Here is a 24,221-nt window from a genome sequence, read left to right as displayed (position 1 = left end):
ACGTTACAATGATTTTATACATACATAAAGGAAGTGAATCTATGTCCATATTTACCCAATTAGCCAAAAGCGTATATTCGCCTAAAGATATGGCGTTATTCCGTTTTCAAAAAATCGGAAAAACCATTTTGTATATTATGCTACTTTGTCTAATCACTACTATTCCAAGAACATTCTTTTACGGTAGCTTTATCCAAGATAGTGTTACTATGGTAAATCAAGCAATTGAAAAAGATTTACCTGATTTTAAAATCGAAAATGGTGAACTAAAAGCTGATATTGAGCAACCTGTTCAAAAAGAAGAGGGAGATGCCCTTTTCGTATTTGACCCAAACACAACAGATATAGAAAAATATCAGAATAAAACTGGTTTATTTATTTTAAAAGATAAAGTAGTTTCTATGGGAAATGGTCAAACACAAACATACTCCTACAATGATTTATTAGGGACATCTCTTGAGAAGAAAGATTTGCAAGATTTTATTTCTGTATTCGATAGTATTTATCCAATTTTATTAGCAGTTATTGGCGTGTTAGTATACCTATTCCAACTGTTTATTACTTTCTTAGGAATTACTTTACTTGCGTTTATCGGTTCTGCTATGAGTGGTCAACGTAAATTATCTTATAAGCAAGTATGGACGTTAACTGCTTACAGCTACACAATTCCAACAATCTTCTTTATGATTATGGATTTATTCAAAATCGTTGTACCTGGTTCAACATTCATTTATATCGCAGTTGTTTTAATTGTCCTATACTTAACTATTAAAGAAGTTCCAAAACCGAACGAAAAAAATGCCTAAATAGGCATTTTTTTTTTGGACAAGCATATATTCCTAGCAAAGGAGTGAAGAATATGAAAAGATTAGGTATATTCTTATTCGTGCTTGTTCTTGGTTATATATTTTATTACGATATAAAAATCGGCACTTTACCGATGTTAAGTTCATATAAAAAGACAAATGCGGCCGAAACGATAAAAAAAGAAAGTACAGATACGAAACAAAAGAAAGAGAACAAAGCGGAAAAAGAAACAGATGTCACTTATAAAACAATCGAAGTCAAAACAGGTGATACGGTTCTTTCCATTACAGAAGCGATTAATAAGAAGAAAATTCCTTCTATCGAAAAAGTAATTGATGATTTTAAACAATTAAATAAAAATACATCTGCTACAAAAATACAACTTGGAAAGTCTTATAAATTCCCGTTATATCAATAAGCAATCACTTAATCCTTGTCAATTACATAAAGGCGCTGATACAATAGTAAAAGTGAAACCGAGCACTTCGGTTTCTATAGCCCTGTATCACGTATACTTTCATTGATATAAGGGACTAAATAAGAAACTTCTTTTATAAGGAGAGCGATCTATTCGTGAACGAAATGACTCATCGTACAAAAACACGTCCAGTTAAAGTCGGTAATTTAACAATTGGCGGTAATAATGAATTAATTATACAAAGTATGACAACAACAAAAACACATGATGTTGAGGCAACAGTTGCTGAAATTAAACGTTTAGAAGAAGCTGGCTGTCAAGTCGTGCGTGTTGCTGTTCCAGACGAACGCGCAGCAAATGCTATTGCTGATATTAAAAAACAAATCAACATTCCACTTGTTGCTGATATTCATTTTGATTATCGCCTTGCTTTAAAAGCAATTGAAGGTGGCATTGATAAAGTACGTATCAATCCAGGTAACATTGGTCGTCGCCATAAAGTAGAAGCTGTTGTAAATGCAGCAAAAGAACGCGGTATTCCAATCCGTATCGGTGTAAACGCAGGTTCATTAGAGCGTCACATTTTAGAAAAGTACGGATACCCAACTGCAGATGGTATGGTTGAGAGCGCCCTACATCACATTAAAATTTTAGAGGACTTAGATTTCCATGATATTATCGTATCTATGAAAGCCTCTGATGTTAACTTAGCAATTGAAGCATACGAAAAAGCTGCACGTGCTTTTGATTACCCATTACATTTAGGTATTACAGAATCTGGAACGTTATTTGCTGGAACTGTAAAAAGTGCCGCTGGTCTTGGAGCAATCTTAAGTAAAGGCATCGGAAATACACTACGTATTTCATTAAGTGCTGATCCAGTTGAAGAAGTAAAAGTTGCGCGTGAACTATTAAAGTCATTCGGTCTTGCATCTAATGCAGCAACACTTATTTCTTGTCCAACTTGCGGTCGTATTGAAATTGATTTAATTAGTATCGCTAATGAAGTGGAAGAATATATCTCTACACTACAAGTACCAATTAAAGTTGCAGTACTTGGCTGCGCTGTAAATGGTCCTGGTGAAGCTCGTGAAGCTGATATCGGCATTGCCGGCGCACGTGGAGAAGGACTATTATTCCGTAAAGGGCAAGTCGTTCGTAAAGTCCCAGAAGAAATAATGGTAGAAGAACTAAAAAAAGAAATCGACGTAATTGCTGCTGAAATGGCTGCTGAACGAGAAAAAGAAAAAGAAAAAGAAACACAAGAACAATAAAAAGAAGGTTGCCACAATATTTGTGAGCAACCTTCTTTTCTACGTAAAAAAGCTCGTCAGTTACATAACTGACGAGCTTTTACTTTGCACATTTTGGACAACGGCCGTATATTTCAAACTTATGACCAGTTACTTCATAACCGTTAAAATCTTTATTCATAAAATCCATCGGGCAAGAAGTAATCTCTTTCGTCCCTCCGCAATCTAAACAAATAAAATGATGATGATGTTCCATAATAGAACATGTAAAACGAAAATGTTTTTCACCGTTTAATTCCGTCTGTTCTAAAACACCGATTTCAGCAAACACCGTTAAGTTACGATAAATCGTGTCAAAGCTAAGACCTGGATAATCATCCTTCATATGCTCTAAAACGTCTTTCGCCGTTAAATAACGATTGTGAGCTGCAAATAACCTAAGCATCTCTTCTCTTTTCCCAGTATGTTTGTATCCTTTATCTTTCATTAGGCGTAAAGCTTCTGTTAGATTCATATCTATCCCTACTTTATGCAGTTTTTTTCTTTTTCCATAAAATCGCACCAATTAAAATAAGAACCGCTATCATAACAATTGTACCACCTGGTGCTAAATCAAGTTGATACGAAGCAAACATTCCACCAATTACTGCAATTTCACCAAATAAAATGGAAAAGAAAATTGTTTGTTTAAATCCATTCGCAATACGAATACTTGCTGCAACTGGTAACGTCATTAATGATGATACGAGAAGAACCCCTACCACACGCATTGATACCGCAATGACAAGCGCAACCAATATAATGAAAATAAAGTGAATCCACTTTGCACTCAAACCAGTTGATACAGCGTACTCCTCATCAAACGATAGTAAAAATAACTCTTTGTATAATAAAGTAATCGTTACAATAACAGCAATTGCTACAATACCAATGATTATTAAATCCGTACTTGTTACAGCACTTACACTACCAAATAAGTAACTAAATAAATCTGTGTTAAATCCATTTGCAAGTGAAATAAAAATAACGCCAATCCCCATTCCTGCTGAAAGAATAATCGGAATTGCTAATTCTTGATAATGTTTATATACAGTACGTAATTTTTCAATAAGTAACGCTCCACCAATAGAAAAAATCATTCCCATATATAACGGATTTAAAAATCCCCCTGTGAAAATTGTTTTTTCTAGTAGTAAACTTGCAGCAATACCCGATAATGTTACGTGGCTTAATGCATCTGCAATAAGCGACATACGGCGAATGACAACAAATACACCGATAAGTGGCGCAACAAGTCCTATTAAAATCCCTGCATATAAAGAGTTACGTAAAAAGTCATATTGTAAAAAATCTTGTATCATTATATCCTCCCGTGATGCTCATGCTCGTGTTCTAAACGATGAACATGATGTCCATATAAGACGGACATTTCCGCATCTTCTAACTCTCGGAACTTCTCTACATTTCCATGGAAATGTAAATGTTGGTTTAGGCATGCAACATGTGTTACTTTCTCGGTAACAGCTCCCATATCATGCGTAACGAGAATTAATGTGATTCCTAACCTCTTGTTTAAATCCTCTAATATCTCATAAAAACTTTCTACATTCTTCACATCGATTCCAACAGTAGGCTCGTCCAAAATAAGTAATTCAGGATCACTAACGAGCGCACGAGCAATAAATACACGCTGTTGTTGTCCACCAGAAAGTTCTCCGATATTGCGCCCTTGAAACTCACTCATTCCTACATCAGCAATCGCTTTTTCTACCTTTTCCTTATCGCTTTTCGTGAAAAAGCGAAATAGCCCTTTTTTCGAAACGAGTCCCATTGACACAACTTCAAACACAGTTGCCGGAAAACCAGAATTAAAGCTATTTGCCTTTTGCGACACATAACCAACTTTGTTCCATTCTTTAAACTTCTTACTATCAACACCAAACAAACGAATACTTCCCTGTTTTGGCTTTAAAACGCCTAATAAACATTTTAGCAACGTTGATTTCCCAGAACCATTTGGTCCAACTAAACCTAAAAAAGCTCCCTTCGGAACTTGCAAATTAATATCTTCTAACACATTTCGATCTTCATATCGAAATGACAGTCCTTCTATTTCTAATATATTATTCATAGCATCTCACCTATTTTAATTCAGAATGATTCCGATTTATATCTATTTGAATTATAGTATAGCTTATTATAGTTGTAAACCAATCTGCCTAAAATATATCTACTTTTTCAAGAAACCTTATTATTATAACAAAAAGCAGAGAAAAATTCTCTGCTTTCAAAAAATATCTCTATAAAGTGGAAGTTTAATTAAATGAGTCCATCCCATTTCCAATTGGCTAGAGCTATTACTCGATATATTTTTAGTGAATAGCCGATTTAAACTTACCACCATTTGTCTCTTGTGTACTCATAATTGTAACAAACGCATTCGCATCAATTTCATACACAATTGATTTTAACTTTGTCACTTCCAGACGCGTTACAACTGCATAAATCACTTCTTTTTCCTTATCCGTGTAACCGCCTTTCGCTACAAGTTTTGTAGTTCCACGACCAAGACGATGCAAAATCGCATTTGATACTTCTTCATATTGATCTGATACAATTAAAACTGCTTTCGTTTCATCTAAACCTTGAATGACTGTATCAATGGTTTTGAATGCGATATAGTACGTCATGACAGAATACATAGCTTGTTCCACACCAAATACAAATGCTGCCCATGCAAAAATAAATAAGTTCACAAACATTACAAATTCGCCAACGGAGAAAGGTAATTTCTTCGTTAATAAAATACCCATAATTTCTGTTCCGTCCATTGATCCACCGTGACGAATAACGAGCCCTACACCAAGACCTAAAATAAGACCACCAAACACTGTCGCTAAAATCGGCTCTGTTGTAAATGGCGGAACAGCATGTAACGTTGATTCAATAAACGCTAAAGCTACAATACCGAATGCCGAAGATAACATGAATGTTTTTCCGATTTGCTTATAACCCGAATACATAAATGGGATATTGAGGATAACGACTAAAGTAGAAAAACTTAACCACCAAATATTAGGAGTAAGATAATCTAATATAAGAGAAATACCAATAATTCCACCATCAATAATTTTATTTGGCATTAAGAATAGTTCAATTGCTACCGCTGCGCATGCTGCCCCAAAAATAATCATAACTAAACGATAAATAAGATGGATAACACTTTCTTTTCGATGTTGCTTCTGCTCCATAAGTCCTCCCTTATACTCTTTTTCTATAGTTTTGTCCTTATATTATAACATACGCTTCTTTTTCTCATGAAAAAAGAAGCTCTATACGAATATGTACAAGCTACGTACTCATATATTTCGATAGAAGAACGTGTGAAGGAGGATAACTCGATGAACCTCATTAAACAACTTGTAAATAAAAAGTTAAATCATATTTCTACAAAGGAATTATTGAAATATAGTAAAGAATATGACGTTCCAATTACGACTGCACAAGCTGATCAAATTGTTGGACTTATGAAAGGAAAGAATATTAACATTTACGATAATGACGAACGACTAGCGCTCTTAAAACAAATAGCCCAGGTAACCTCGCCCGCTACTGCTCAACAAGTAAATACTTTATTTCAGCAACTACTAAAATAAGGAGGGGATTTCCCCCTCCTTATTGCTTATTGCGCTTTAATTTTCTCAAGAAGTCCTTCATCAAAAGTACCATTTTTCAGCATTTCGATTTCTAATTTATATGGCGGCTTCTTGTCCTTTTTATCTTCACCTACATATGGCGTTTCCAGAATTTTTGGTACGTGCATTAATTGCGGATGATGCACAATATAATGCAACGCTTTATAACCAATATGACCGAAACCGATATTTTCATGACGGTCCTTTCCTGCGCCGCGTACATTTTTACTATCATTAATATGAAGTACTTGTAAGCGATCAATACCAACAGTCTTATCAAACTCATTTAATACACCGTCAAAGTCATTTACGATATCGTATCCTGCATCGTGCGTATGACACGTGTCAAAGCATACGGATAGTTTTTCATTATATGTTACACCGTCAATTATCTTTGCAATTTCTTCAAAGCTACGGCCGCATTCTGTCCCTTTACCTGCCATCGTTTCTAACGCGATGTTAACCGTCTGGTCTGGCGTTAATACTTCATTCAGCCCTTTAATAATTTGTTGAATACCAGCATCCGCTCCTGCACCAACGTGCGCACCTGGGTGAAGAACGATTTGTTTCGCTACACCTAATGCCGATGTCCTTTCGATTTCCATGCGAAGGAAGTCTACACCTAATTGGAATGTTTCTGGTTTCGTCGTATTTCCGACATTAATAATATATGGCGCATGTACAATAATTTCCTCAATACCGTTTAGTTCCATATGTTTTCTTCCTGCTTCTATGTTCAATTCTTCAATTGGTTTTCTTCTTGTATTTTGCGGTGCACCTGTATAAATCATAAACGTTGTTGCACCGTATGAAACAGCCTCTTCACTTGCTGCTAATAACATTTTCTTACCACTCATAGAAACATGAGATCCAATCTTTAACATACAATCACCTCTTCAATATACAATAGATATAATGATAGCATAATTTGTAGAAATATGTAGTGCATTGTTTTTTTCCATTCTCCACTGATTATTATCTCCATAAATAGCGGGATAAAAAAAGATAAGGGAAATCCCTTATCTTTTTTTATTGCTATATTTTCTTTTCACTTTGTCACGTTCTGTTGCAAGTTTACGTTTATAATTTGGTTTTACCTTTTTCGGCTTTTTAACAACTTTTGTTGCCATAACATCCATTTCATCATTTGGTTTTTTACGACTCTTACGACGACGGCGTTCACCTAAATCCGCCCACTCATCTCCGCGTAAATCTACATGCTTGAACTCAATATGACGTTGTTTTTCTAAACTATCTAACGCTTCTTCGTTCGCTGGATCATAAATCGTCACTGCAATACCTGAATGCCCTGCACGTGCTGTTCTTCCAACGCGGTGAACGAAGAAATCTAAATCTGATGGAAGTTCGTAGTTAATAACATGACTAATCCCTTCAATATCAATACCACGTGCTGCTAAATCAGTTGCAACAATATATTGGAATTCAAGGTCACGAATTTGTTTCATCATTTTTTTACGGTCACGCGGTGATAAATCTCCATGAATTCGTCCAACTTTTAAGCCACGTTCCATTAATCCGTCAGCAACCTGATCCGCCATCTTCTTCGTATTCGTGAAAACAACTGCTAAATACGGTTTAAATTGTAGCAACATTTTGTTCACTAAATCGATTTTGTTACGGTGTTTAGAAGGCACTAAATAATGCTCAATATTTCCAGCCGCAACTTGTTTTGGATTGATATGAATATGCTCTGGATTCTCCATATATTTCTTCAGAAACGGCTTTAGTTTTTGAGGAATTGTTGCAGAGAAAACTAACATTTGCAAGTTTTTAGGCATGCGTGCTGCAATTTTGTCTACATCATGAATGAATCCCATATCAAGCATTAAGTCTGCTTCATCGACAATAATAGTATTTGCTTTATGAACAAATAGTGCTTGCTCTTCCACTAAATCTTTAATACGTCCTGGTGTTCCAACTACAATATGAGGTTGTTTTTTCAACTTTTCAATTGATCGTTGTTTATCAGTTCCACCAATTAAACAACGTGCTGTGATCATTTGATCTTCCGCACAGAACTTTGTTAATTTCACGATTTCTTCGTAAATTTGTTGTGCTAACTCACGAGTAGGCGCTGTAATAACAAGTTGTACTTCTTCACGACTTGCATTAATTCTGTTCAATGTAGGAAGTAAGTATGCATGTGTTTTCCCAGAACCTGTTTGGGATTGTCCAATTACACTTACACCTTTTTTCACGACCGGGAAAATTTTCTGTTGAATTCCTGTCGGCTCTGTAAAGCGTAGTTCACGAACTGCATCTATTAAAAATGGTTTAAAATCATACTGTGTAAAAGTTTGTTGTGTCATAAGTTACACCTTCTTTCTAAATTTCTACTGCGCGCACAAATCAGTCAAGTCTACATTATATCGAAATCTACAAGTAAAATCCATCTTTAGTTTAGGTTTTTACTTCAAAAACTAACCTTCTTGCCTCTTATTGCATAGTGTATGTGTATATACCTAATTGAAGAAAGGAGGATTTGTCACATGTTTCCAAAATCCCCTACAAGGCAAATGTATCCGAATCCAGGGCAGCAACCTTATACACCATATCCAATTCCACAACTACCACCGATGGCACAAAAAAAGAAAGGATTCCTTGCTAAACTCTTTAAAAAACACGATCCAACCGAACCTTACATGCAAATGGTTCCACCTTATCGACAAATGGAAGGACCGCCAATGATGCACCAGCAACCGCCGCCCCAATATCGACAGCAATATCAACCACAATACCAACAACAATACTCACAGCAATACTCACCACAATACTCACCACAATACTCACCACAATACTCACTACAATATCAACCTTATATGCAGCAGCATCCAGAGCGAATGTTCCCCCTTCAAATGTATGAATCAAATGAAACACGAGGTGGTGCAGAAACTACAGCCGCATCAAGCAGCGGCATCGGTAGCTTTATTTCAAATTTAATTTCGAATCCAACTAATATGATAAACAATATCGAAAAAGTATCCCAAGTCGTTCAATCTGTAAGCCCTGTCGTCGAACAATACGGTCCCATTATGCGTAACCTACCAAGCATTGTTAAAATCCTCACCTCTGGAAAAAGCACGGAAGAAGATCAAACCGAAGATCAAACTGAAGACGTAACAGAGAAGGTTGAGGTAGCAACTCCACCTCCTTCTCCGAAAAAAAGAAAAAGAAAAAAAATAATGATTGAGCCGGTCATAGAAAAAGAGGTGCAAGAGGGGCCCGTTCAAAAAATAGCAACAAAACCAAAACTATATGTGTAACAATCCTTTGTTTTCTATTCACTCCTCCTTTATAATGTAAAAGACTATGCACAAAAGTATCCCTTGTTTAGAAGGAGAGGATTACTCATATGAAAATTGTTAAAATTTCCCCTCGTGGTTATTGCTACGGTGTTGTGGACGCGATGGTTATTGCACGTAACGCCGCATTAGATACATCATTACCAAGACCTATTTATATTTTAGGTATGATTGTTCACAACAAACATGTAACAGATGCATTCGAAGAAGATGGTATCATCACATTAGACGGCCCAAGTCGATTAGACATTTTAGATAAAATCGATTCTGGTACTGTTATTTTCACTGCACACGGTGTTTCTCCAGAAGTTAAACAACGTGCAAAAGAAAAAGGTTTAACAACAATCGATGCCACTTGCCCAGATGTCACAAAAACACATGACCTTATTGAGGCAAAGAAAGCTGAAGGTTACCATGTCATTTATATCGGCAAAAAAAATCATCCAGAACCAGAAGGCGCAGTTGGTATTGCACCTGATATCGTTCATCTAATTGAAAGAGCTGATGATTTAAAAACATTAGAAATTCCAACGGATAAAATTTTAGTTACAAATCAAACAACGATGAGCCAATGGGATGTTCAACATTTAATGGAGGACATTCAGAAAAAATTCCCAACAGCAGAATTCCATAAGGAAATTTGTTTAGCAACTCAAGTTCGCCAAGAAGCCGTTGCTAAGCAAGCTGATGTTGCAGACTTAACAATTGTTGTCGGTGATCCGAAAAGTAACAACTCAAACCGTTTAGCACAAGTATCACAAGAAATCGCTGGTACGAAAGCATACCGCGTTGCAGACGTAAGTGAAATCAAATTAGAATGGCTACAAGGTGTAGAAAACGTAGCTGTTACAGCAGGTGCTTCTACTCCAACTCCAATTACAAAAGAGGTTATCGCTTTCTTAGAGCAATATGACCCAATGAATCCTGCTACATGGGAAAGAGTTCGAAAAGTACCGTTACAAAAAATATTACCTCGTGTAAAAGTGAAAAAAGAACAATAATAAAAACCGTTGCCTTCATGAGCAACGGTTTTTATTTTTCTTATACAAATGTAAATGGATCTGTATGTAATTGCGAAGCATGAATATGTACATTCAGTTTCTTTGCATCTGCTTTTTCTTGTAATTGCTTTTGTACACCTTGCTTCATTACCTTTTCAACGTTATGTCCTGGGTCAACTATATTTAAACCGAGCATCATCGCATCATGGGCAACATGATAATACATGTCACCTGTTACATATACATCCGCACCTTTAAATTTAGCTTGATTGATGTATTTGTTACCATCGCCACCAAGTACAGCTACTTTGCGCACTTTATCATCTAATTTCCCAACAACTCGCGCACCCTTTACATCTAATGATTGCTTTACATGTTCTGCAAACTGTCCAAGTGTCATTTCTTCTTGTAAATACCCTATTTTTCCAAGCCCTAACGTTTCACCTTTGTTATCAAGTGGATACACATCATAGGCTACTTCTTCATATGGATGTGCTGTTACCATTGCTTTAATCACTTTTCGTTGTAGTGAAGCTGGAATAATCGTTTCGATTCGCACTTCTTCTACGCGCTCTAACTGTCCAGTTTCCCCGATATAAGGATTTGTCCCCTCTTGAGGTACAAACGTACCTGTACCCTCGCTACTAAACGTACAGTGGCTATAATTGCCGATATGACCAGCACCTGCGTCTCCTAATGCTTTTCGTACTTCTTCTGCATGCGTTTTTGGCACAAACACAACAACCTTTTTCATTTCTTCTGCATATGTTGGTGCCAAAACTTCTGTATTTTGCAATCCTAGCGCCTCAGCAAGTAAATCATTTACCCCGCCCTTAGCAACATCCACATTTGTATGCGCTGCATAAATTGCAATATCATTTTTAATACACTTTTCAATAATTTTTCCATACGCCTTGTCTGTATGAATCGCTTTTAACGGATTAAAAATTAAAGGGTGATGTGCAATAATGACATTCGCTCCTAATTGAATTGCTTCCTCTACCACTTCTTCCGTTACATCCAACGCAATTAATACGTGCTGCACGGGTTTATTAAGCGCCCCAATCTGCAGGCCAATCTTATCTCCTTCCATCGCCAAATGCTTTGGATACATACTTTCAAATAAAGAAATAATTTCATGGCCATTTGGAATTTTACTCATGATAAAACCTCCCCTATCATTTTCATTTTCGCTTCTACTTCTGCACGCTTCGCTTTTGTTTCTTCAGAATCAGTCGCACGTTCTAACTGCTTTAAAATATTTTGGAAGTTTTTCAATTCTCCTTCCCATTTTTCAACGAAAGCTTCACTTTTTTCTTTTATTAAAAATGGTCCCATAAACAATTCAGCTTGTTTATTTTCAGAATAAGGCGACGCGATGTTTCCTCGCTCTCCTACTAAAATCTCGTAAATTTTCCCATCTTCTTTTACGATTTTTTCATGGATAAGCTCCCATCCATTCTCAATAAACCATTCACGAATGTGATGTGCTGCAATATTCGGCTGTAAAATTAAACGCGTTACACCTTCTAACTTTTCTTTACCACTTTCTAAAATGTCACGAATTAACGCTCCGCCCATTCCGGCAACCGTAATTACATCTACTTCTCCTGGCGTGATAACAGCTAATCCATTCCCTTTACGCACATCTACTTTATCTTGTAAGCCACTTTCAGCTACAGTTGCTTGTGCAGAGCGAAACGGCCCCTCTACAACCTCTCCTGCAACTGCTTTTGTAGCAATATTATTTATAATTGTATAACACGGTAAATACGCATGATCTGATCCAATATCAGCAACTGTAGATCCTACTGGTATTTCACGCACAACTTCTTCTAATCGTTTTGAAAGCTTTACTTCATTCATGTATTTCCATTACTCCTTCTCTTGTCAGTCTGTCTCCATGATAATGAATTTATAGTAGTTGTTGCAAGCCCATAACAACAATTCACTTCTCTATCATTTATCGTATTTTAGAAAATATAGAAAAACAAGCCTTTTGCTTAAGCAAAAGGCTTGTCATACGGAACTTTATTTTTTCTTCGATAACCAATCAGCTACTTTAGCAGCTTGATCAGCTGGAACAATGTTGGCAGGCATATTGCCTTTACCTTTCGAAAGAATTTCTTTAATTTCATCTTTTGAAAGTTTCCCACCAATTTTTTGCAAATTAGGTCCTACTGCCCCTTGTAATTGATCACCGTGGCAGCTCGTACAGCTTTGCTTCACAATATCCTCTGGCTTGGATGCTGTTTGTGCTGGCTTCCCGCCATTTTTTGCATCAGCTAACTCTTTAGATTTATTTAGCCCCTGAAATGAAAATACAAACATAACGATAATACCTAATGCTGCAATAAGAGCGAACGGAATCAGCGGATTACGTTTCATATCTCTTCTCCCCCCTCTATACCCCTAAATAGTTAGATGATTCAGTTATTTCCATTGTACTTGAAAACGCTCTATCAGAAAAGAGTAAACTACTAATCGTTAAAAATATTCCATAAATTCAGTTTATTGTTTTTTATTGTCATATCGCTTATTATTTCGATAATTATTAACGTTTCTCATCATATTTTTCACTTTTCTACATATATTTTTGTATAGAATAAACAAAATTAATCGAAAAATCGAAAAATGAGCATTTGCAAATCAAAAGACAATTCTGTAAAATAAATTACAAGAAATTGTAATCGTTGCCGACAGCTAAAGTTTAATAAAAATTAACAAAATAAAAAAGTTTACTTCACAAAGGTGAAGTAAACTTAAAGGTAGCCTATTCTAAGAAATCCTTAAGACGCTTACTACGGCTTGGATGTCTTAATTTACGAAGTGCTTTTGCTTCAATTTGACGGATACGTTCTCTCGTTACGCCGAATACTTTCCCAACTTCTTCAAGCGTACGAGTTCGTCCATCATCTAAACCAAAACGAAGACGTAGAACATTTTCTTCACGATCTGTTAGTGTATCTAACACATCTTCTAACTGTTCTTTTAGCAATTCATACGCTGCATGGTCCGCAGGCGATGTTGCTTCTTGGTCTTCAATGAAATCACCTAAATGGGAGTCATCTTCTTCACCAATTGGTGTTTCAAGAGAAACTGGCTCCTGTGCAATTTTTAAGATTTCGCGTACTTTTTCTGGAGCAAGATCCATTTCTTCACCAATCTCTTCAGGAGATGGTTCGCGTCCTAAATCTTGTAATAATTGACGTTGTACACGAATTAACTTATTAATCGTTTCAACCATATGAACTGGGATACGAATTGTTCTTGCTTGGTCTGCAATCGCACGTGTAATTGCTTGGCGAATCCACCAAGTTGCATACGTACTAAATTTGAAACCTTTACGATAGTCGAACTTTTCAACCGCTTTAATTAGACCCATATTCCCTTCTTGAATTAAGTCTAAGAAAAGCATACCACGGCCCACGTAGCGCTTTGCAATACTTACTACAAGACGTAAGTTTGCTTCTGCAAGACGACGTTTCGCTTCTTCATCGCCTTCTTCAATACGCGTTGCAAGTCGAATTTCTTCTTCTGCAGATAGTAAATCTACACGACCAATTTCTTTTAAATACATACGAACAGGATCGTTGATTTTAACCCCTGGTGGTACACTTAAATCATTGAGGTCGAATTCTTCTTCCGATTTTGCTATTTGGCGATTATTAGGGCCTTCGTCGTTGTCATTGTCGCCAACTAAGTCAATCCCTTGTTCACCTAAATATTCATAGTATTCATCCATTTGATCGGATTCAATTTCAAATCCATTCATGCGTTCTGCAATCTCTTCATATGTAAGAACGCCACGTTTTTTTCCGAGCTCAGTGAGTTGTTCTTTCACTTGCTCAAGGGTCATTTCAGTTTCAATTTGTTTAGAACGAGCTGGTTTGTCAGCCATCTGTTCCCCTCCTTACGCGAGATACAAACATTCATTATACTAAAAATTTATCAAAAAAGCTATTTTCTCGCTTTTTGATTTTGTAAATATGCTACATAATATTTAGCAGCCTCTACAGGATCTGTTTTTTCCATTTGTTTTATCTTGAAGATGATTTCCATCTTTTCAAGTTTTTCTTGATGACGTCTAAGCGTCTCCAAATGGCCTTGTAACACTTCTTCTGTGTATTCTGGATTAATAAATTCATCCGTCGAAATATCAGTAATAATATTTTTCAACTTTTCATCAGAGAGCCAACTTAAAAATGTTCCGACTGAAGGTTCATTTCCCTTTTCATAATATGCGTATAGTTCATATAAAATCCCTTTATGTTCTTCTGTATGAAAATCTTCTATGTGTGATTCCATACGAACGGCCACTTCTGGACTTTGCAACATATGGTAAATAATTTCTCTTTCTGCCCTTTCAAAACCTGTTAACTTCGGTTTTGTTTGAACAATTTGAGACGGCTTAGAAACCTGCTTTACTTGTTTTTGCTGTACCTTTTGTTCTTTGCGATATTGGTGCAATTGATTCAAAAGTGTTTCCATTGAATACGAAAATTCTTGCGATAATGACTTCAAATATGATTCTGCCTGCATCGCATCTTGTAACAACGATAACTCTTTTAAAACACTTTTCACATACTCTTCTTTGCCAGACTCATCTTGCAAATTTTTCCCTAAACGCAAATAATTTATTTTAAAACCAACAAAACTTATACTTGATTTCACAAGATTTTCAAAAGCAGTTGTCCCATATTGTTGCACATATTCATCAGGATCAAGCTTATCTGGCAAGGATGTAACTTTCACTTGGCAACCAACTTGCAACAATAATTGCCCGGCTTTCATCGTTGCTTCTCGCCCTGCTTTATCACCATCATAGCAAAGAACAACAGTTTCAACGTTACGTCGCAGAAGTTTTGCTTGTTCTTCAGTTAAAGCTGTCCCCATTGTCGCAACAGCTTCTTCCACACCACTTTTCACCGCAGCTAGTACGTCAGCATATCCTTCAAAAAGAACCACTTGTCCACGTTTTCTAATAAACGGCCTTGCTTGGTGGAAGTTATACAACAATTTACTTTTGTGAAAAATTGGTGTTTCTGGGCTATTTAAATATTTCGGAGTATCGTCTCCTAATGCCCTTCCACTAAACGCTATCACTTTACCTTGTAACGTATAGATTGGAAACATAACTCTTCCACGGAAGCGATCATAATGACTACCATCTTTCTCGCTTCTTATGAGAAGACCAGCTTGTTCCATACTAGACAGCGATAAACCTCTTTTTTGTAAAATTTTCGTCGCTGCATCCCAAGCAGGTGATGCATAACCAATTTCAAACTTCTCAATCATCTCTTTTGTAATACCACGTTTTAACAAATACGAAAGTGCTTCATTTCCTTCTTCTGTATTTACTAATAAATGGTGATAATACTTTTTCAAAAGTTCATGAGCCTGTTGCATGATGACAGTGTCATCAGATATGTCTTCTTGTTGTCCTTGCCCTGATGTATACTCTGCAACCGCAATTCCATTTCTTTCACCTAGCTTTTGAACAGCCTCGGTAAAAGCCAGTCCTTCCATTTTCATTAGAAAGGAAAATATATTTCCACCTTCTCCACATCCAAAGCAATGAAAAATTTGCTTATCAGATGAAACAGAAAATGAAGGAGAATTCTCACCATGAAACGGACAAAGGCCGAAATAGTTACGCCCCTGTTTTCTAAGTTGAACGTATTCACCAATCACTTCGACAATATCGGATGACGTCCGAATCTGTTCAACAACTTCTTCGGGAATTCTGTTCCCCATAACTCCATCTCCGTGTCGTATTTTGTATTCGATATAAATTAAAAAATTCCTTTATAATTCGACAATATTTTTTCTAAACTTATTAGAAAGTATTGTCGATCACGTTATCAAGCGATTTTGCAGACCTTTTCTGCGTAACTTCGCAGATACGTACCTACTATATAAAATTGTATCCATTTACTCATCTGTTACAAATGCATCTTCTTTGAGACAATACATATGCACTTTTTCACAAGAAGACTAGCAAGCGCCTTATCCTATGTGATCACGAGATCTGTTCCTTTTACAAGTTGATACATTTATAAATGTCATCTTGCACTTTTTCAGCATCTACATAGATCCAAATTCCCTTGCCGCTTCCTTAAACGATGAGCATACGATGTGACAAACAAAATTTCGACATGAAATTTCGTCCCAACTTGCACAATTTTCAGCATTCACAGTATGTGCATTTGCATCAACTAATACCATATTGATGTTTTGCATATTTCTGTATTCTACATCCCTTCTGCGAATCCTTCCATAATGTGCGTTTTCTTGTATAGATTTTGTCGATTTAACGTAATTACATGTCTTTTCGTAAATCCTATCCCTAGTTTATTCTGAAAAATTAAAGTCTAAACGTAAAATATAGGTTTTTATCACAATTTTTTATTATAATATATTTTCTTCAACTACGCTACATATCCCTTTATTTTTTCATCTTCTATTTTAGGATAATGAAACCCTGCCTGTAACATAATAAAAAGAGGGAAGAATATAAGTATAACCACTCCGCTATCATCTATTACGAAATCAGCAGGCACCGCTTTTCTCACGAGCGAAAAAAGCACATTCACCTTTGGTAAATGTGCTAAAACATTTTTTGGTTTTGCACTGCATTCACAATAATGTTAGCTGTTTCTTCAATCGCTTTGTTCGATACATCAATTACTTGACAATTTATTTTACTAACTACATTCTCAAAGTGATCAATTTCTTCTTTAATACGATTAATATTGGCATATGTTGCACCGTCACTTAGTCCAAGTGATTTCAATCGCTCTTTTCGAATATGATTCAACTTTTCTGGTGTAATTTTCAAACCGAAGCATTTTTCTTTAGCCACTTGATATAATTCTTCAGGCGGATCTACTTCTGGTACGAGTGGTACATTGGCAACTTTCAAACGTTTGTTATGAGCTAAATATTGAGAAAGTGGCGTTTTTGATGTGCGCGAAATCCCAATCAGCACGATATCTGCTTTCAAAATACCACGTGCATCTCTACCATCATCATATTTTACCGCAAACTCAATCGCTTCAATCTTTTTAAAGTATTCTTCATCTAATCTACGAACAACACCTGGCTCATATCTTGGCACTTGCCCTGTAATTTCTTCAATTTGATCGATCAGAGGCCCGATAATATCATATGCCTCTACACCTTCTTTTGCAGCCTCTGTCACTAAATACTGGCGCATGTCAGGTTTTACTAACGTAAAACAAATAAGCGCTTGATTGCTCTTAGCAATCGAAATCACTTCTTTTAACGTCCCTGTATCTTCTACATATGGTACACGTCTAATATCAGGAGCAAATGGGAATTGACCCATTGCTGCTCGAACAACCAAATCAGCCGTTTCTCCTACAGAGTCAGATACGACATATACGATTTTATTATCCATTACATTACCTCACTTTAAACAAATTACACTTATTCGTTATTTACTAAGTTTACAAACGCACGTGTAATATTTGTTTTTGTAATTCGTCCAACCACTTCTAAACCTTGTTTCGTATCTTTTACAACTGGCATCGCATCAATCTGTCTTTCTATTAATTCCATCGCAATATCATATAAAGAATCTTCTCTACGACACATTGCAATGTTTGGCATCCTTGTCATGATAATATTAACCGGAAGAGAGGTTAAATCCTGCTTTCCTAAGCTAGCTCGTAATAAATCTTTACGAGATACAACGCCAACTAATAGAGTCGATTGATCTACAACGAATAATGTACCTACATCCTCTAAAAACATAGTACAAATCGCATCGTATACTGATACATTTTTATCAATTACAACTGGTCTAGATTGATAATCTTGTACTTTAATTTTCTTAACAGCTTCAGATAATAGCTGTCCCCCAGTTTTACCCGTATAAAAATAACCTACGCGTGGACGTGCTTCTAAATAACCAGCCATCGTTAAAATTGCTAAGTCCGGTCTTAGCGTGGCACGTGTTAATCCCAATTGCGCAGCAATTGACTCCCCTGTAATAGGACCGTGATCTTTTACAATCTGAATGATATGTTCTTGTCGTTTATTCAGCTCTATGATAATCACCACCTTTAATGCACAACGAAAAAAGTTATACTATCTCTTAAATATTATATACTAAATATGCTATTCGAAAAAGAAAGGATGTAAAAAGGACCGTATACGGTCCCAAATTATATTTGAAACTTATCAAGTTGTTCTAAGAAACGTCTTGATTTCAAATAAATTCCGCAATATTCATCATAATATGTATTCAATACTAAACGCATTTGTTTTTTTGTACTATCCTTCACTGATACATTGCCAAGTCTATGTAAATCGAAGTGGTAGAAAAGACGTAATAATTTATGAACGGCTTCCCCCACTGGTATACGATACTGGTCTTGCTCAGCATGACGCGAGCACAGAAAACCGCCTTCTCTGACAGAGAAGGCGACAAAATCTGTTTCTTGATGACAAATCGCACATGTATCAAAGTACGGGCGCATCCCTAATACTGGAAGCATTTTCGTTTGATAAATTAATGATAATACTTCTGGATCAACACCCTCACACATATAATGCAACGTTTGATATAACATTTCAAATAAATATGGATTATGTTTTTTATCTTCTGTTGCTTTATCAGTTAACTCAACAATAAATGATGCATAAGCAGTTAAAAATATATCCTCGCGAATTTCTTTCATAGTTGAAATAATCTCGCCTTGTTGCAAAGTTCCAAGTCCAGATCCCATTTGAATAAGAAAATGCCCATGTGTCATAAGTTGCGAAACAGATGCTAACCGGCTTTTCGGTTTTTTCGCCCCTCTTGCCATCGCACTTACCTTACCCAATTCTCTTGAGAATATTGTAACAATCTTGTTCGTTTCTCCGTAATCTGTCGTACGGATAACGATGCCCTCAACTTTTTGAAACATGTTCGTCACCATCCAAGGTTTGAACAAAACGGGTCAAGAAATTGGAGAGTCTAGATGCGCTAGCTCCTCGTCATGTTGATCCATCTCATCGTTTACGTCTTTTTCCATTTCTTTTAAAAGCAAGTACGTCTCAATGCTTCCTGTTTTGGAGAAAAACTTCCAGGTAAAATCTAGCATAAGAATCCACCTTTCTCAATAAGCGTAGCCTATAAACCAATTTCCTTTGTTGTTATTAAATTGACCCATTTTGTCCATTTTCATGTGAGAAAAATTTTTCCTAATTTATCAAAACTCATAAAAACCAATAATCAGCGGATGAACAAAACATCCGCTGATTACAGCTTTACTCTATTTTAATACTCGTCTTCGCGGAAACCAAGGTCACGAAGCTGAGACATTTTATTACGCCAATCTTTTTGCACTTTTACCCATACTTCTAAAAATACTTTAGAACCAAGTAATGCTTCAATATCAAAACGCGCTCGCTTACCGACTTCTTTTAACATCTTCCCTTGTTTTCCGATAATAATCCCTTTTTGCGACGGACGTTCCACAACAATCGTTGCATTGATATAAACTGCCCCGCCTTCGCGTTTTTGAATTGCATCGATAACAACAGCCACAGAATGCGGCACTTCTTCACGTGTTAAATGTAGTACTTTCTCACGAATAAGCTCTGCAATAATAAATCTCTCCGGATGATCCGTTACTTGATTATCTGGGTAGTATTGTGGTCCTTCTGGTAAATACTTTTTAATTGTTCCAATTAGAGCTTCCACGTTATTACCGTCTAATGCAGAAATTGGTACAATCTCTGCAAAATCATGTAATTTGCGATATTGATCGATTAACTCTAATAATTGTTCTGGGTGAACTTGGTCAATTTTATTAATAACTAAAAATACTGGTTGTTTCGTTTCTTTTAACTTCTCAATGATGAATTCCTCACCACGACCAAATCCTTCGACCGCATTCACCATAAACAGAACGATATCAACTTCTTTTAATGTCGTTTGCGCCATCTTCACCATAAAGTCGCCTAGTTTATGTTTCGGTTTATGTATTCCTGGTGTATCAATGAAAATTACTTGTGAATCATTTTCTGTATATACGCCTTGAATTTTATTACGAGTTGTTTGTGGCTTATCACTCATAATAGCAATCTTTTGGCCGATAATACGATTTAAAAATGTAGATTTCCCAACATTCGGTCTGCCAATAATAGAGACAAAACCTGATTTATAACCTTTTCTATTCATGTAAATCCTCCGCTAAAAATGCTCCTGGTAACAATTCTCCGACTGTTGTCTCTTGAACGTCACCATGTAAATTTGATAGGTATACTTTCGTATCCTGTTTACATAATTCTACCATAACTTGTCGACATGCTCCACAAGGAGGTACTGGACGCTTTGTATCCGCCACAATTGCGATAGCTACAAACTCTTTATCTCCTTCAGAAACCGCCTTAAATAAAGCTGTTCTTTCTGCACAGTTACATAAACCATATGATGCATTCTCAACATTACATCCACGATATACTTTTCCATCCTGCGTTAATAATGCTGCACCTACTTGAAATTTAGAATATGGTACGTACGCTTGTTTACGCGCTTCGATTGCTTCTTGAATTAATTGTTTACTATTCATATTCCCGCATCCTTCCTGTTCACAACTGTGAATAGATACACTCTCTCATAAAAGGCCTTTACGGCACTTCCAAAGCTTAATAAAAGCTTTGGAATGCAACTATACCACATACGGTAAAAAGATAATAGCACCAATTATAACAGCTATTATCGCAAACAATAAAACCGCTCCCGCTGCGACATCCTTTGCAATTTCCGCAAACGGATGTATATCGGTAGTCGCTAAATCTACTGTTTTTTCCACAGCCGTATTTACCATCTCTAAACTCATTACAATTCCTATTACAATAAGTAGTACCATCCACTCTACCTTCGTAATATGGAAATAAAAGCCGCAGCATATAACAATGACTGCGGCTACATAATGAATTTTCATATTTCGTTCATGACGAAGACAAAAGAATACACCTGCTATAGCATATCCAAAACTATCTATAAGTTTTCCTTTTTTCATCGTCCTAATCCAAATGCTTCTAAAATTTCTTTTTGTCTTCCAAACATTTCTTTTTCATCCTCTTCTGTCATGTGGTCATAACCAAGCAAATGTAAAAAGCCATGTAACGCTAAAAAGCCAAGTTCACGATCAAAAGAATGTCCATACTCTTCAGCTTGTTCTTTCGCTCTCGGAATAGAAATAATAAGGTCACCTAACATACGCGGCATTTCTGCGCCCACAATTTCCATTTCCCCTTCTCCCATTTCTTCCATAGCAAAGGAAATGACATCAGTAGGCTGATCTTTATCTCGGTAATCACGATTAATCTCGCGAATCCGTTCATTATCTACAAATGTCACTGATACCTCCGCACCATCCTCTATTTTTTCCATTTGAGCTGCTTTTCCTAATATCTCACGAATTAAATTCACATATTCTTCTTTCACTTCTTCTGTTTCATCAATGAAATCAATTAATAAACTCATTCTTTCTCCTTTTCTTCCGGTGGTTCCGGATATGTAATACGCGAATGGAAAATACCATTTAACGTTTCACATAACGTTTTTCCAACGATTTGTAGTTCCTTAAATGTCAAATCACATTCACTAAATTGCCCATCTTGCAGGCGATCTTTAATAATACTTTGTACTAAATTATTAATTTGGTCTGGCGTTGGGTGATTCATAGAACGTACCGCCGCTTCAACACTATCAGCAATACCAACGATTGCCGATTCTTTAGAAGTTGCTTTTGATCCCGGATATCGGAACATCTCTTCTGTATATTTTTCTTTATCTTCTTTAATCGCTTTATAATAAAAATATTTAAGGAGCGTTGTACCATGGTGTTGTCCAGCAATATCAATAATTTCTTGCGGTATATGGTATTCTTCGAGCATTTTCACTCCATCTGTTACATGAGCAATGATAATATCTTTACTCGTCACAGGATCTAATTTATCATGCGGATTTTCAATTCCCATCTGGTTTTCAATAAAGAATTGCGGTTGTACTGTTTTTCCTACGTCATGATAATATGCCCCTACACGTGCTAATACACCATTTGCTCCAACAGCTTCACAAGCCGCCTCAGAGAGATTCGCTACCATTACACTATGATGATATGTTCCTGGCGCTTCTAACAAAATTCTGCGCAAAAGTGGATGATTCGGACTTGATAGCTCCATAAGTTTCATGCTTGATACAATTCCAAGTCCACTTTCTAAATATGGTAATATTCCCATAGCCAGAACGGATGAGATAATTCCTGAAAGGGAAGCCATTAATAATTGCGTACCAATTTCAAGAGGTGAAAAATTCCCATTACGTAATAATAATAACGCCGCCAAGACGACTACATTTAAGATAGATACGAGTATACCAGCTTGCAAAATCATCGTACGGCGATTTTTTTCTCGTAAGAAAATACTCACTGATAATGAACTTAATAACACATAAATACCTACACTATAATTCAGTGTACTTGTTACTCCTTCATTAAACATAATACTTCCGCACACAGAAAAAATCATACTTGTTAAAAATACAAAGCGATCACCAATCATTAGTTTTACAAGTATGGTTCCCATCGCAACAGGGACGACATACGCAATTCCTGCATATTCAAGCTTTTGAAACAAACTAATAATTTTCATTAATACAATCGTGATAGACAAAATTGTAATATACGCTAAAATGTACGGTTTGTCCTCTCTTTTCCGCTGTAAAAATACTTCAAACTGTTTATGCATAAAGTATAGTAACACACCAATGAGCACCGCTAATCCAACATAAGGCTGAAAACTATTACCTTTCTCTAATAAACCGACTAATTTCAACTGATTATACATATCACTTGAAATTGTTTCACCTTCTCTAACAATAACTTGTCCTTGAAGAATATAAACAGGTGGAACTAAATCTTCTTCTGCTTTCTTCTTCTCTTTCGTTACAGCCGGATCATAGAAATAATTTGCTGTAATCGCATATGATCCTAGCGCATTCACAGCTTCTTTCAATCCGCTATTCACATTCAGGCTTTTCATTTCATTAACAAATCGCTCTTTCGCTGCCATTTCTTCGGACATTTTAATATTTCCACCCATGATAACGCTAACAGACGTTAAAGCCGCATTCTTTGCTAATTCTAATTGATCTGGTTCTGCATTAATAAAGTATAATAAATTCTCATCCGATAATTCCTTCGTTAAATTAGATGGCAACTTCTTCTTCAATTTTTCTAATTTATTAGCATCGGTCATCTTTTTTTGCTCTTCAGGTCCAGCAGCTTTCATCTCCTGAATTACTTCATTCACCTTAGCAAAAACATCATTTACAATATCTACTCTATTTTGTTTATATTCACTTCTATATGTATATTGATCCCCGACTTTTTGAGCGGCCTCTTGTTTTTTTCTGTCCGTTATAACCTTATCTTCAATTTTAATAGGAGAGTGAATTGTTTTTTTCGCAATAGAATACATATCAACATCTAATTGCTCTGGTTTCACATTATTCAAAAGTGCAAAAAACAGCACTGCTCCTAATAAAACGTAAGAAATCCAACTTAGTTTTTTCGAATGTTGTAAATTACGAAACCACTTAGAAATTTCTTGAGATCTTAACATGATTTCAATACCTTCTCCTCTCCAGAAATAAAGTGAAACTATTTATAGCTTTCATTTCTTTTAGGTAACATTTT

27 protein-coding genes are annotated in these 24,221 nt (G+C 36.1%); 6 read left to right on the top strand and 21 right to left on the bottom strand.

Going from position 1 to position 24,221, the window contains the following annotated elements; all coding sequences use genetic code 11:
* Positions 1-41: 41 nt before the first annotated feature.
* The 3 genes from COL05_RS01185 to ispG all read left to right on the top strand — a co-directional run bounded on the left by COL05_RS01185 (position 42) and on the right by ispG (position 2,499).
* The gene (locus COL05_RS01185; protein ID WP_098667282.1) at positions 42-806 is read left to right on the top strand and encodes a DUF1189 domain-containing protein; all 765 of its coding nucleotides are present in this window, start codon (positions 42-44) and stop codon (positions 804-806) included.
* Between the two features lie 53 nt (positions 807-859).
* On the top strand, positions 860-1,225 hold the full coding sequence (locus tag COL05_RS01180) for a hypothetical protein (protein ID WP_098667281.1): 366 nt from the start codon (positions 860-862) through the stop codon (positions 1,223-1,225).
* 164 nt (positions 1,226-1,389) lie between these two features.
* Positions 1,390-2,499 (top strand): flavodoxin-dependent (E)-4-hydroxy-3-methylbut-2-enyl-diphosphate synthase, encoded by a 1,110-nt coding sequence (ispG, locus tag COL05_RS01175; protein ID WP_130777227.1) that lies wholly within the window; start codon positions 1,390-1,392, stop codon positions 2,497-2,499.
* Between the two features lie 79 nt (positions 2,500-2,578).
* Here ispG and COL05_RS01170 read toward each other — a convergent pair whose 3' ends face one another.
* The 4 genes from COL05_RS01170 to COL05_RS01155 form a co-directional block, all read right to left on the bottom strand.
* Positions 2,579-2,992, bottom strand: coding sequence for a Fur family transcriptional regulator (locus COL05_RS01170; protein ID WP_001054512.1), 414 nt, complete (start codon positions 2,990-2,992; stop codon positions 2,579-2,581).
* Positions 2,993-3,005: 13 nt separating this feature from the next.
* On the bottom strand, positions 3,006-3,839 hold the full coding sequence (locus COL05_RS01165; protein WP_098667280.1) for a metal ABC transporter permease: 834 nt from the start codon (positions 3,837-3,839) through the stop codon (positions 3,006-3,008).
* Entirely contained in the window at positions 3,839-4,609 is a 771-nt protein-coding gene (locus tag COL05_RS01160; RefSeq protein ID WP_001059655.1) for a metal ABC transporter ATP-binding protein, read from the bottom strand. The genes COL05_RS01165 and COL05_RS01160 overlap by 1 nt, the downstream gene beginning before the upstream one ends.
* A gap of 241 nt (positions 4,610-4,850) precedes the next feature.
* Positions 4,851-5,729: a YitT family protein gene (locus COL05_RS01155; RefSeq protein ID WP_000435958.1), complete on the bottom strand. Its 879-nt coding sequence runs from the start codon at positions 5,727-5,729 to the stop codon at positions 4,851-4,853.
* Between the two features lie 150 nt (positions 5,730-5,879).
* On the opposite strand from COL05_RS01155, the gene COL05_RS01150 reads away from it, so the two are divergent.
* Complete coding sequence (locus COL05_RS01150; RefSeq protein WP_001048963.1) at positions 5,880-6,134, top strand: DUF2624 domain-containing protein; 255 nt, start codon at positions 5,880-5,882, stop codon at positions 6,132-6,134.
* 26 nt (positions 6,135-6,160) lie between these two features.
* Here the strand turns inward: COL05_RS01150 and COL05_RS01145 are convergent, their stop codons facing one another.
* Positions 6,161-7,057, bottom strand: coding sequence for a deoxyribonuclease IV (locus COL05_RS01145; RefSeq protein WP_098667279.1), 897 nt, complete (start codon positions 7,055-7,057; stop codon positions 6,161-6,163).
* 135 nt (positions 7,058-7,192) lie between these two features.
* A complete protein-coding gene (locus COL05_RS01140) occupies positions 7,193-8,503 on the bottom strand; it encodes a DEAD/DEAH box helicase (protein WP_098667278.1) in 1,311 nt (436 codons plus the stop codon).
* Positions 8,504-8,683: 180 nt separating this feature from the next.
* Between COL05_RS01140 and vrrA the strand changes: the two genes are divergently transcribed.
* Entirely contained in the window at positions 8,684-9,457 is a 774-nt protein-coding gene (gene vrrA, locus COL05_RS01135; RefSeq protein WP_098667277.1) for a VrrA/YqfQ family protein, read from the top strand.
* An 89-nt stretch (positions 9,458-9,546) separates the two neighbouring features.
* Complete coding sequence (locus tag COL05_RS01130; protein ID WP_000706669.1) at positions 9,547-10,497, top strand: 4-hydroxy-3-methylbut-2-enyl diphosphate reductase; 951 nt, start codon at positions 9,547-9,549, stop codon at positions 10,495-10,497.
* 40 nt (positions 10,498-10,537) lie between these two features.
* Here the strand turns inward: COL05_RS01130 and COL05_RS01125 are convergent, their stop codons facing one another.
* The 15 genes from COL05_RS01125 to COL05_RS01055 all read right to left on the bottom strand — a co-directional run bounded on the left by COL05_RS01125 (position 10,538) and on the right by COL05_RS01055 (position 24,147).
* Positions 10,538-11,659 (bottom strand): Nif3-like dinuclear metal center hexameric protein, encoded by a 1,122-nt coding sequence (locus tag COL05_RS01125; protein ID WP_098667276.1) that lies wholly within the window; start codon positions 11,657-11,659, stop codon positions 10,538-10,540.
* The gene (locus tag COL05_RS01120) at positions 11,656-12,363 is read right to left on the bottom strand and encodes a tRNA (adenine(22)-N(1))-methyltransferase (RefSeq protein ID WP_098667275.1); all 708 of its coding nucleotides are present in this window, start codon (positions 12,361-12,363) and stop codon (positions 11,656-11,658) included. The genes COL05_RS01125 and COL05_RS01120 overlap by 4 nt, the downstream gene beginning before the upstream one ends.
* 165 nt (positions 12,364-12,528) lie before the next feature.
* Positions 12,529-12,885: a cytochrome c550 gene (gene cccA, locus COL05_RS01115; RefSeq protein WP_000828141.1), complete on the bottom strand. Its 357-nt coding sequence runs from the start codon at positions 12,883-12,885 to the stop codon at positions 12,529-12,531.
* A 385-nt stretch (positions 12,886-13,270) separates the two neighbouring features.
* Positions 13,271-14,398, bottom strand: a complete 1,128-nt coding sequence (gene rpoD / locus COL05_RS01110; RefSeq protein WP_000764060.1) for an RNA polymerase sigma factor RpoD — start codon at positions 14,396-14,398, stop codon at positions 13,271-13,273.
* Positions 14,399-14,457: 59 nt separating this feature from the next.
* Positions 14,458-16,254 carry a DNA primase gene (dnaG, locus tag COL05_RS01105; RefSeq protein WP_046940925.1) on the bottom strand — a complete coding sequence of 599 codons (1,797 nt, stop codon included), beginning with the start codon at positions 16,252-16,254 and terminating at the stop codon, positions 14,458-14,460.
* A 330-nt stretch (positions 16,255-16,584) separates the two neighbouring features.
* A complete protein-coding gene (locus tag COL05_RS31145; RefSeq protein WP_218937595.1) occupies positions 16,585-16,725 on the bottom strand; it encodes a hypothetical protein in 141 nt (46 codons plus the stop codon).
* Positions 16,726-17,107: 382 nt separating this feature from the next.
* Positions 17,108-17,920 carry a pyruvate, water dikinase regulatory protein gene (locus COL05_RS01095; RefSeq protein WP_000368943.1) on the bottom strand — a complete coding sequence of 271 codons (813 nt, stop codon included), beginning with the start codon at positions 17,918-17,920 and terminating at the stop codon, positions 17,108-17,110.
* 29 nt (positions 17,921-17,949) lie between these two features.
* Entirely contained in the window at positions 17,950-18,582 is a 633-nt protein-coding gene (ccpN, locus tag COL05_RS01090) for a transcriptional regulator CcpN (RefSeq protein WP_000583759.1), read from the bottom strand.
* 107 nt (positions 18,583-18,689) lie between these two features.
* Positions 18,690-19,436 (bottom strand): DNA repair protein RecO, encoded by a 747-nt coding sequence (recO, locus tag COL05_RS01085; protein WP_000487010.1) that lies wholly within the window; start codon positions 19,434-19,436, stop codon positions 18,690-18,692.
* Between the two features lie 33 nt (positions 19,437-19,469).
* Complete coding sequence (locus COL05_RS01080) at positions 19,470-19,613, bottom strand: YqzL family protein (protein ID WP_000883923.1); 144 nt, start codon at positions 19,611-19,613, stop codon at positions 19,470-19,472.
* Between the two features lie 176 nt (positions 19,614-19,789).
* On the bottom strand, positions 19,790-20,695 hold the full coding sequence (gene era / locus COL05_RS01075) for a GTPase Era (protein ID WP_001080241.1): 906 nt from the start codon (positions 20,693-20,695) through the stop codon (positions 19,790-19,792).
* Positions 20,688-21,086, bottom strand: a complete 399-nt coding sequence (locus COL05_RS01070; RefSeq protein ID WP_001086294.1) for a cytidine deaminase — start codon at positions 21,084-21,086, stop codon at positions 20,688-20,690. The genes era and COL05_RS01070 overlap by 8 nt, the downstream gene beginning before the upstream one ends.
* 99 nt (positions 21,087-21,185) lie before the next feature.
* The gene (locus COL05_RS01065) at positions 21,186-21,539 is read right to left on the bottom strand and encodes a diacylglycerol kinase family protein (RefSeq protein WP_098667273.1); all 354 of its coding nucleotides are present in this window, start codon (positions 21,537-21,539) and stop codon (positions 21,186-21,188) included.
* Positions 21,536-22,006 (bottom strand): rRNA maturation RNase YbeY, encoded by a 471-nt coding sequence (gene ybeY, locus COL05_RS01060; RefSeq protein ID WP_098667272.1) that lies wholly within the window; start codon positions 22,004-22,006, stop codon positions 21,536-21,538. Before ybeY ends, COL05_RS01065 begins: the two co-directional genes overlap by 4 nt.
* Entirely contained in the window at positions 22,003-24,147 is a 2,145-nt protein-coding gene (locus COL05_RS01055; RefSeq protein ID WP_098667271.1) for an HD family phosphohydrolase, read from the bottom strand. The genes ybeY and COL05_RS01055 overlap by 4 nt, the downstream gene beginning before the upstream one ends.
* Positions 24,148-24,221 lie beyond the last annotated feature (74 nt).

Source organism: Bacillus sp. AFS059628 (genome assembly GCF_002571225.1).
Lineage (GTDB): Bacteria > Bacillota > Bacilli > Bacillales > Bacillaceae_G > Bacillus_A.
Note: the sequence above shows the minus strand (reverse complement) of the source record. Positions and strands in the feature narration are given on the sequence as shown.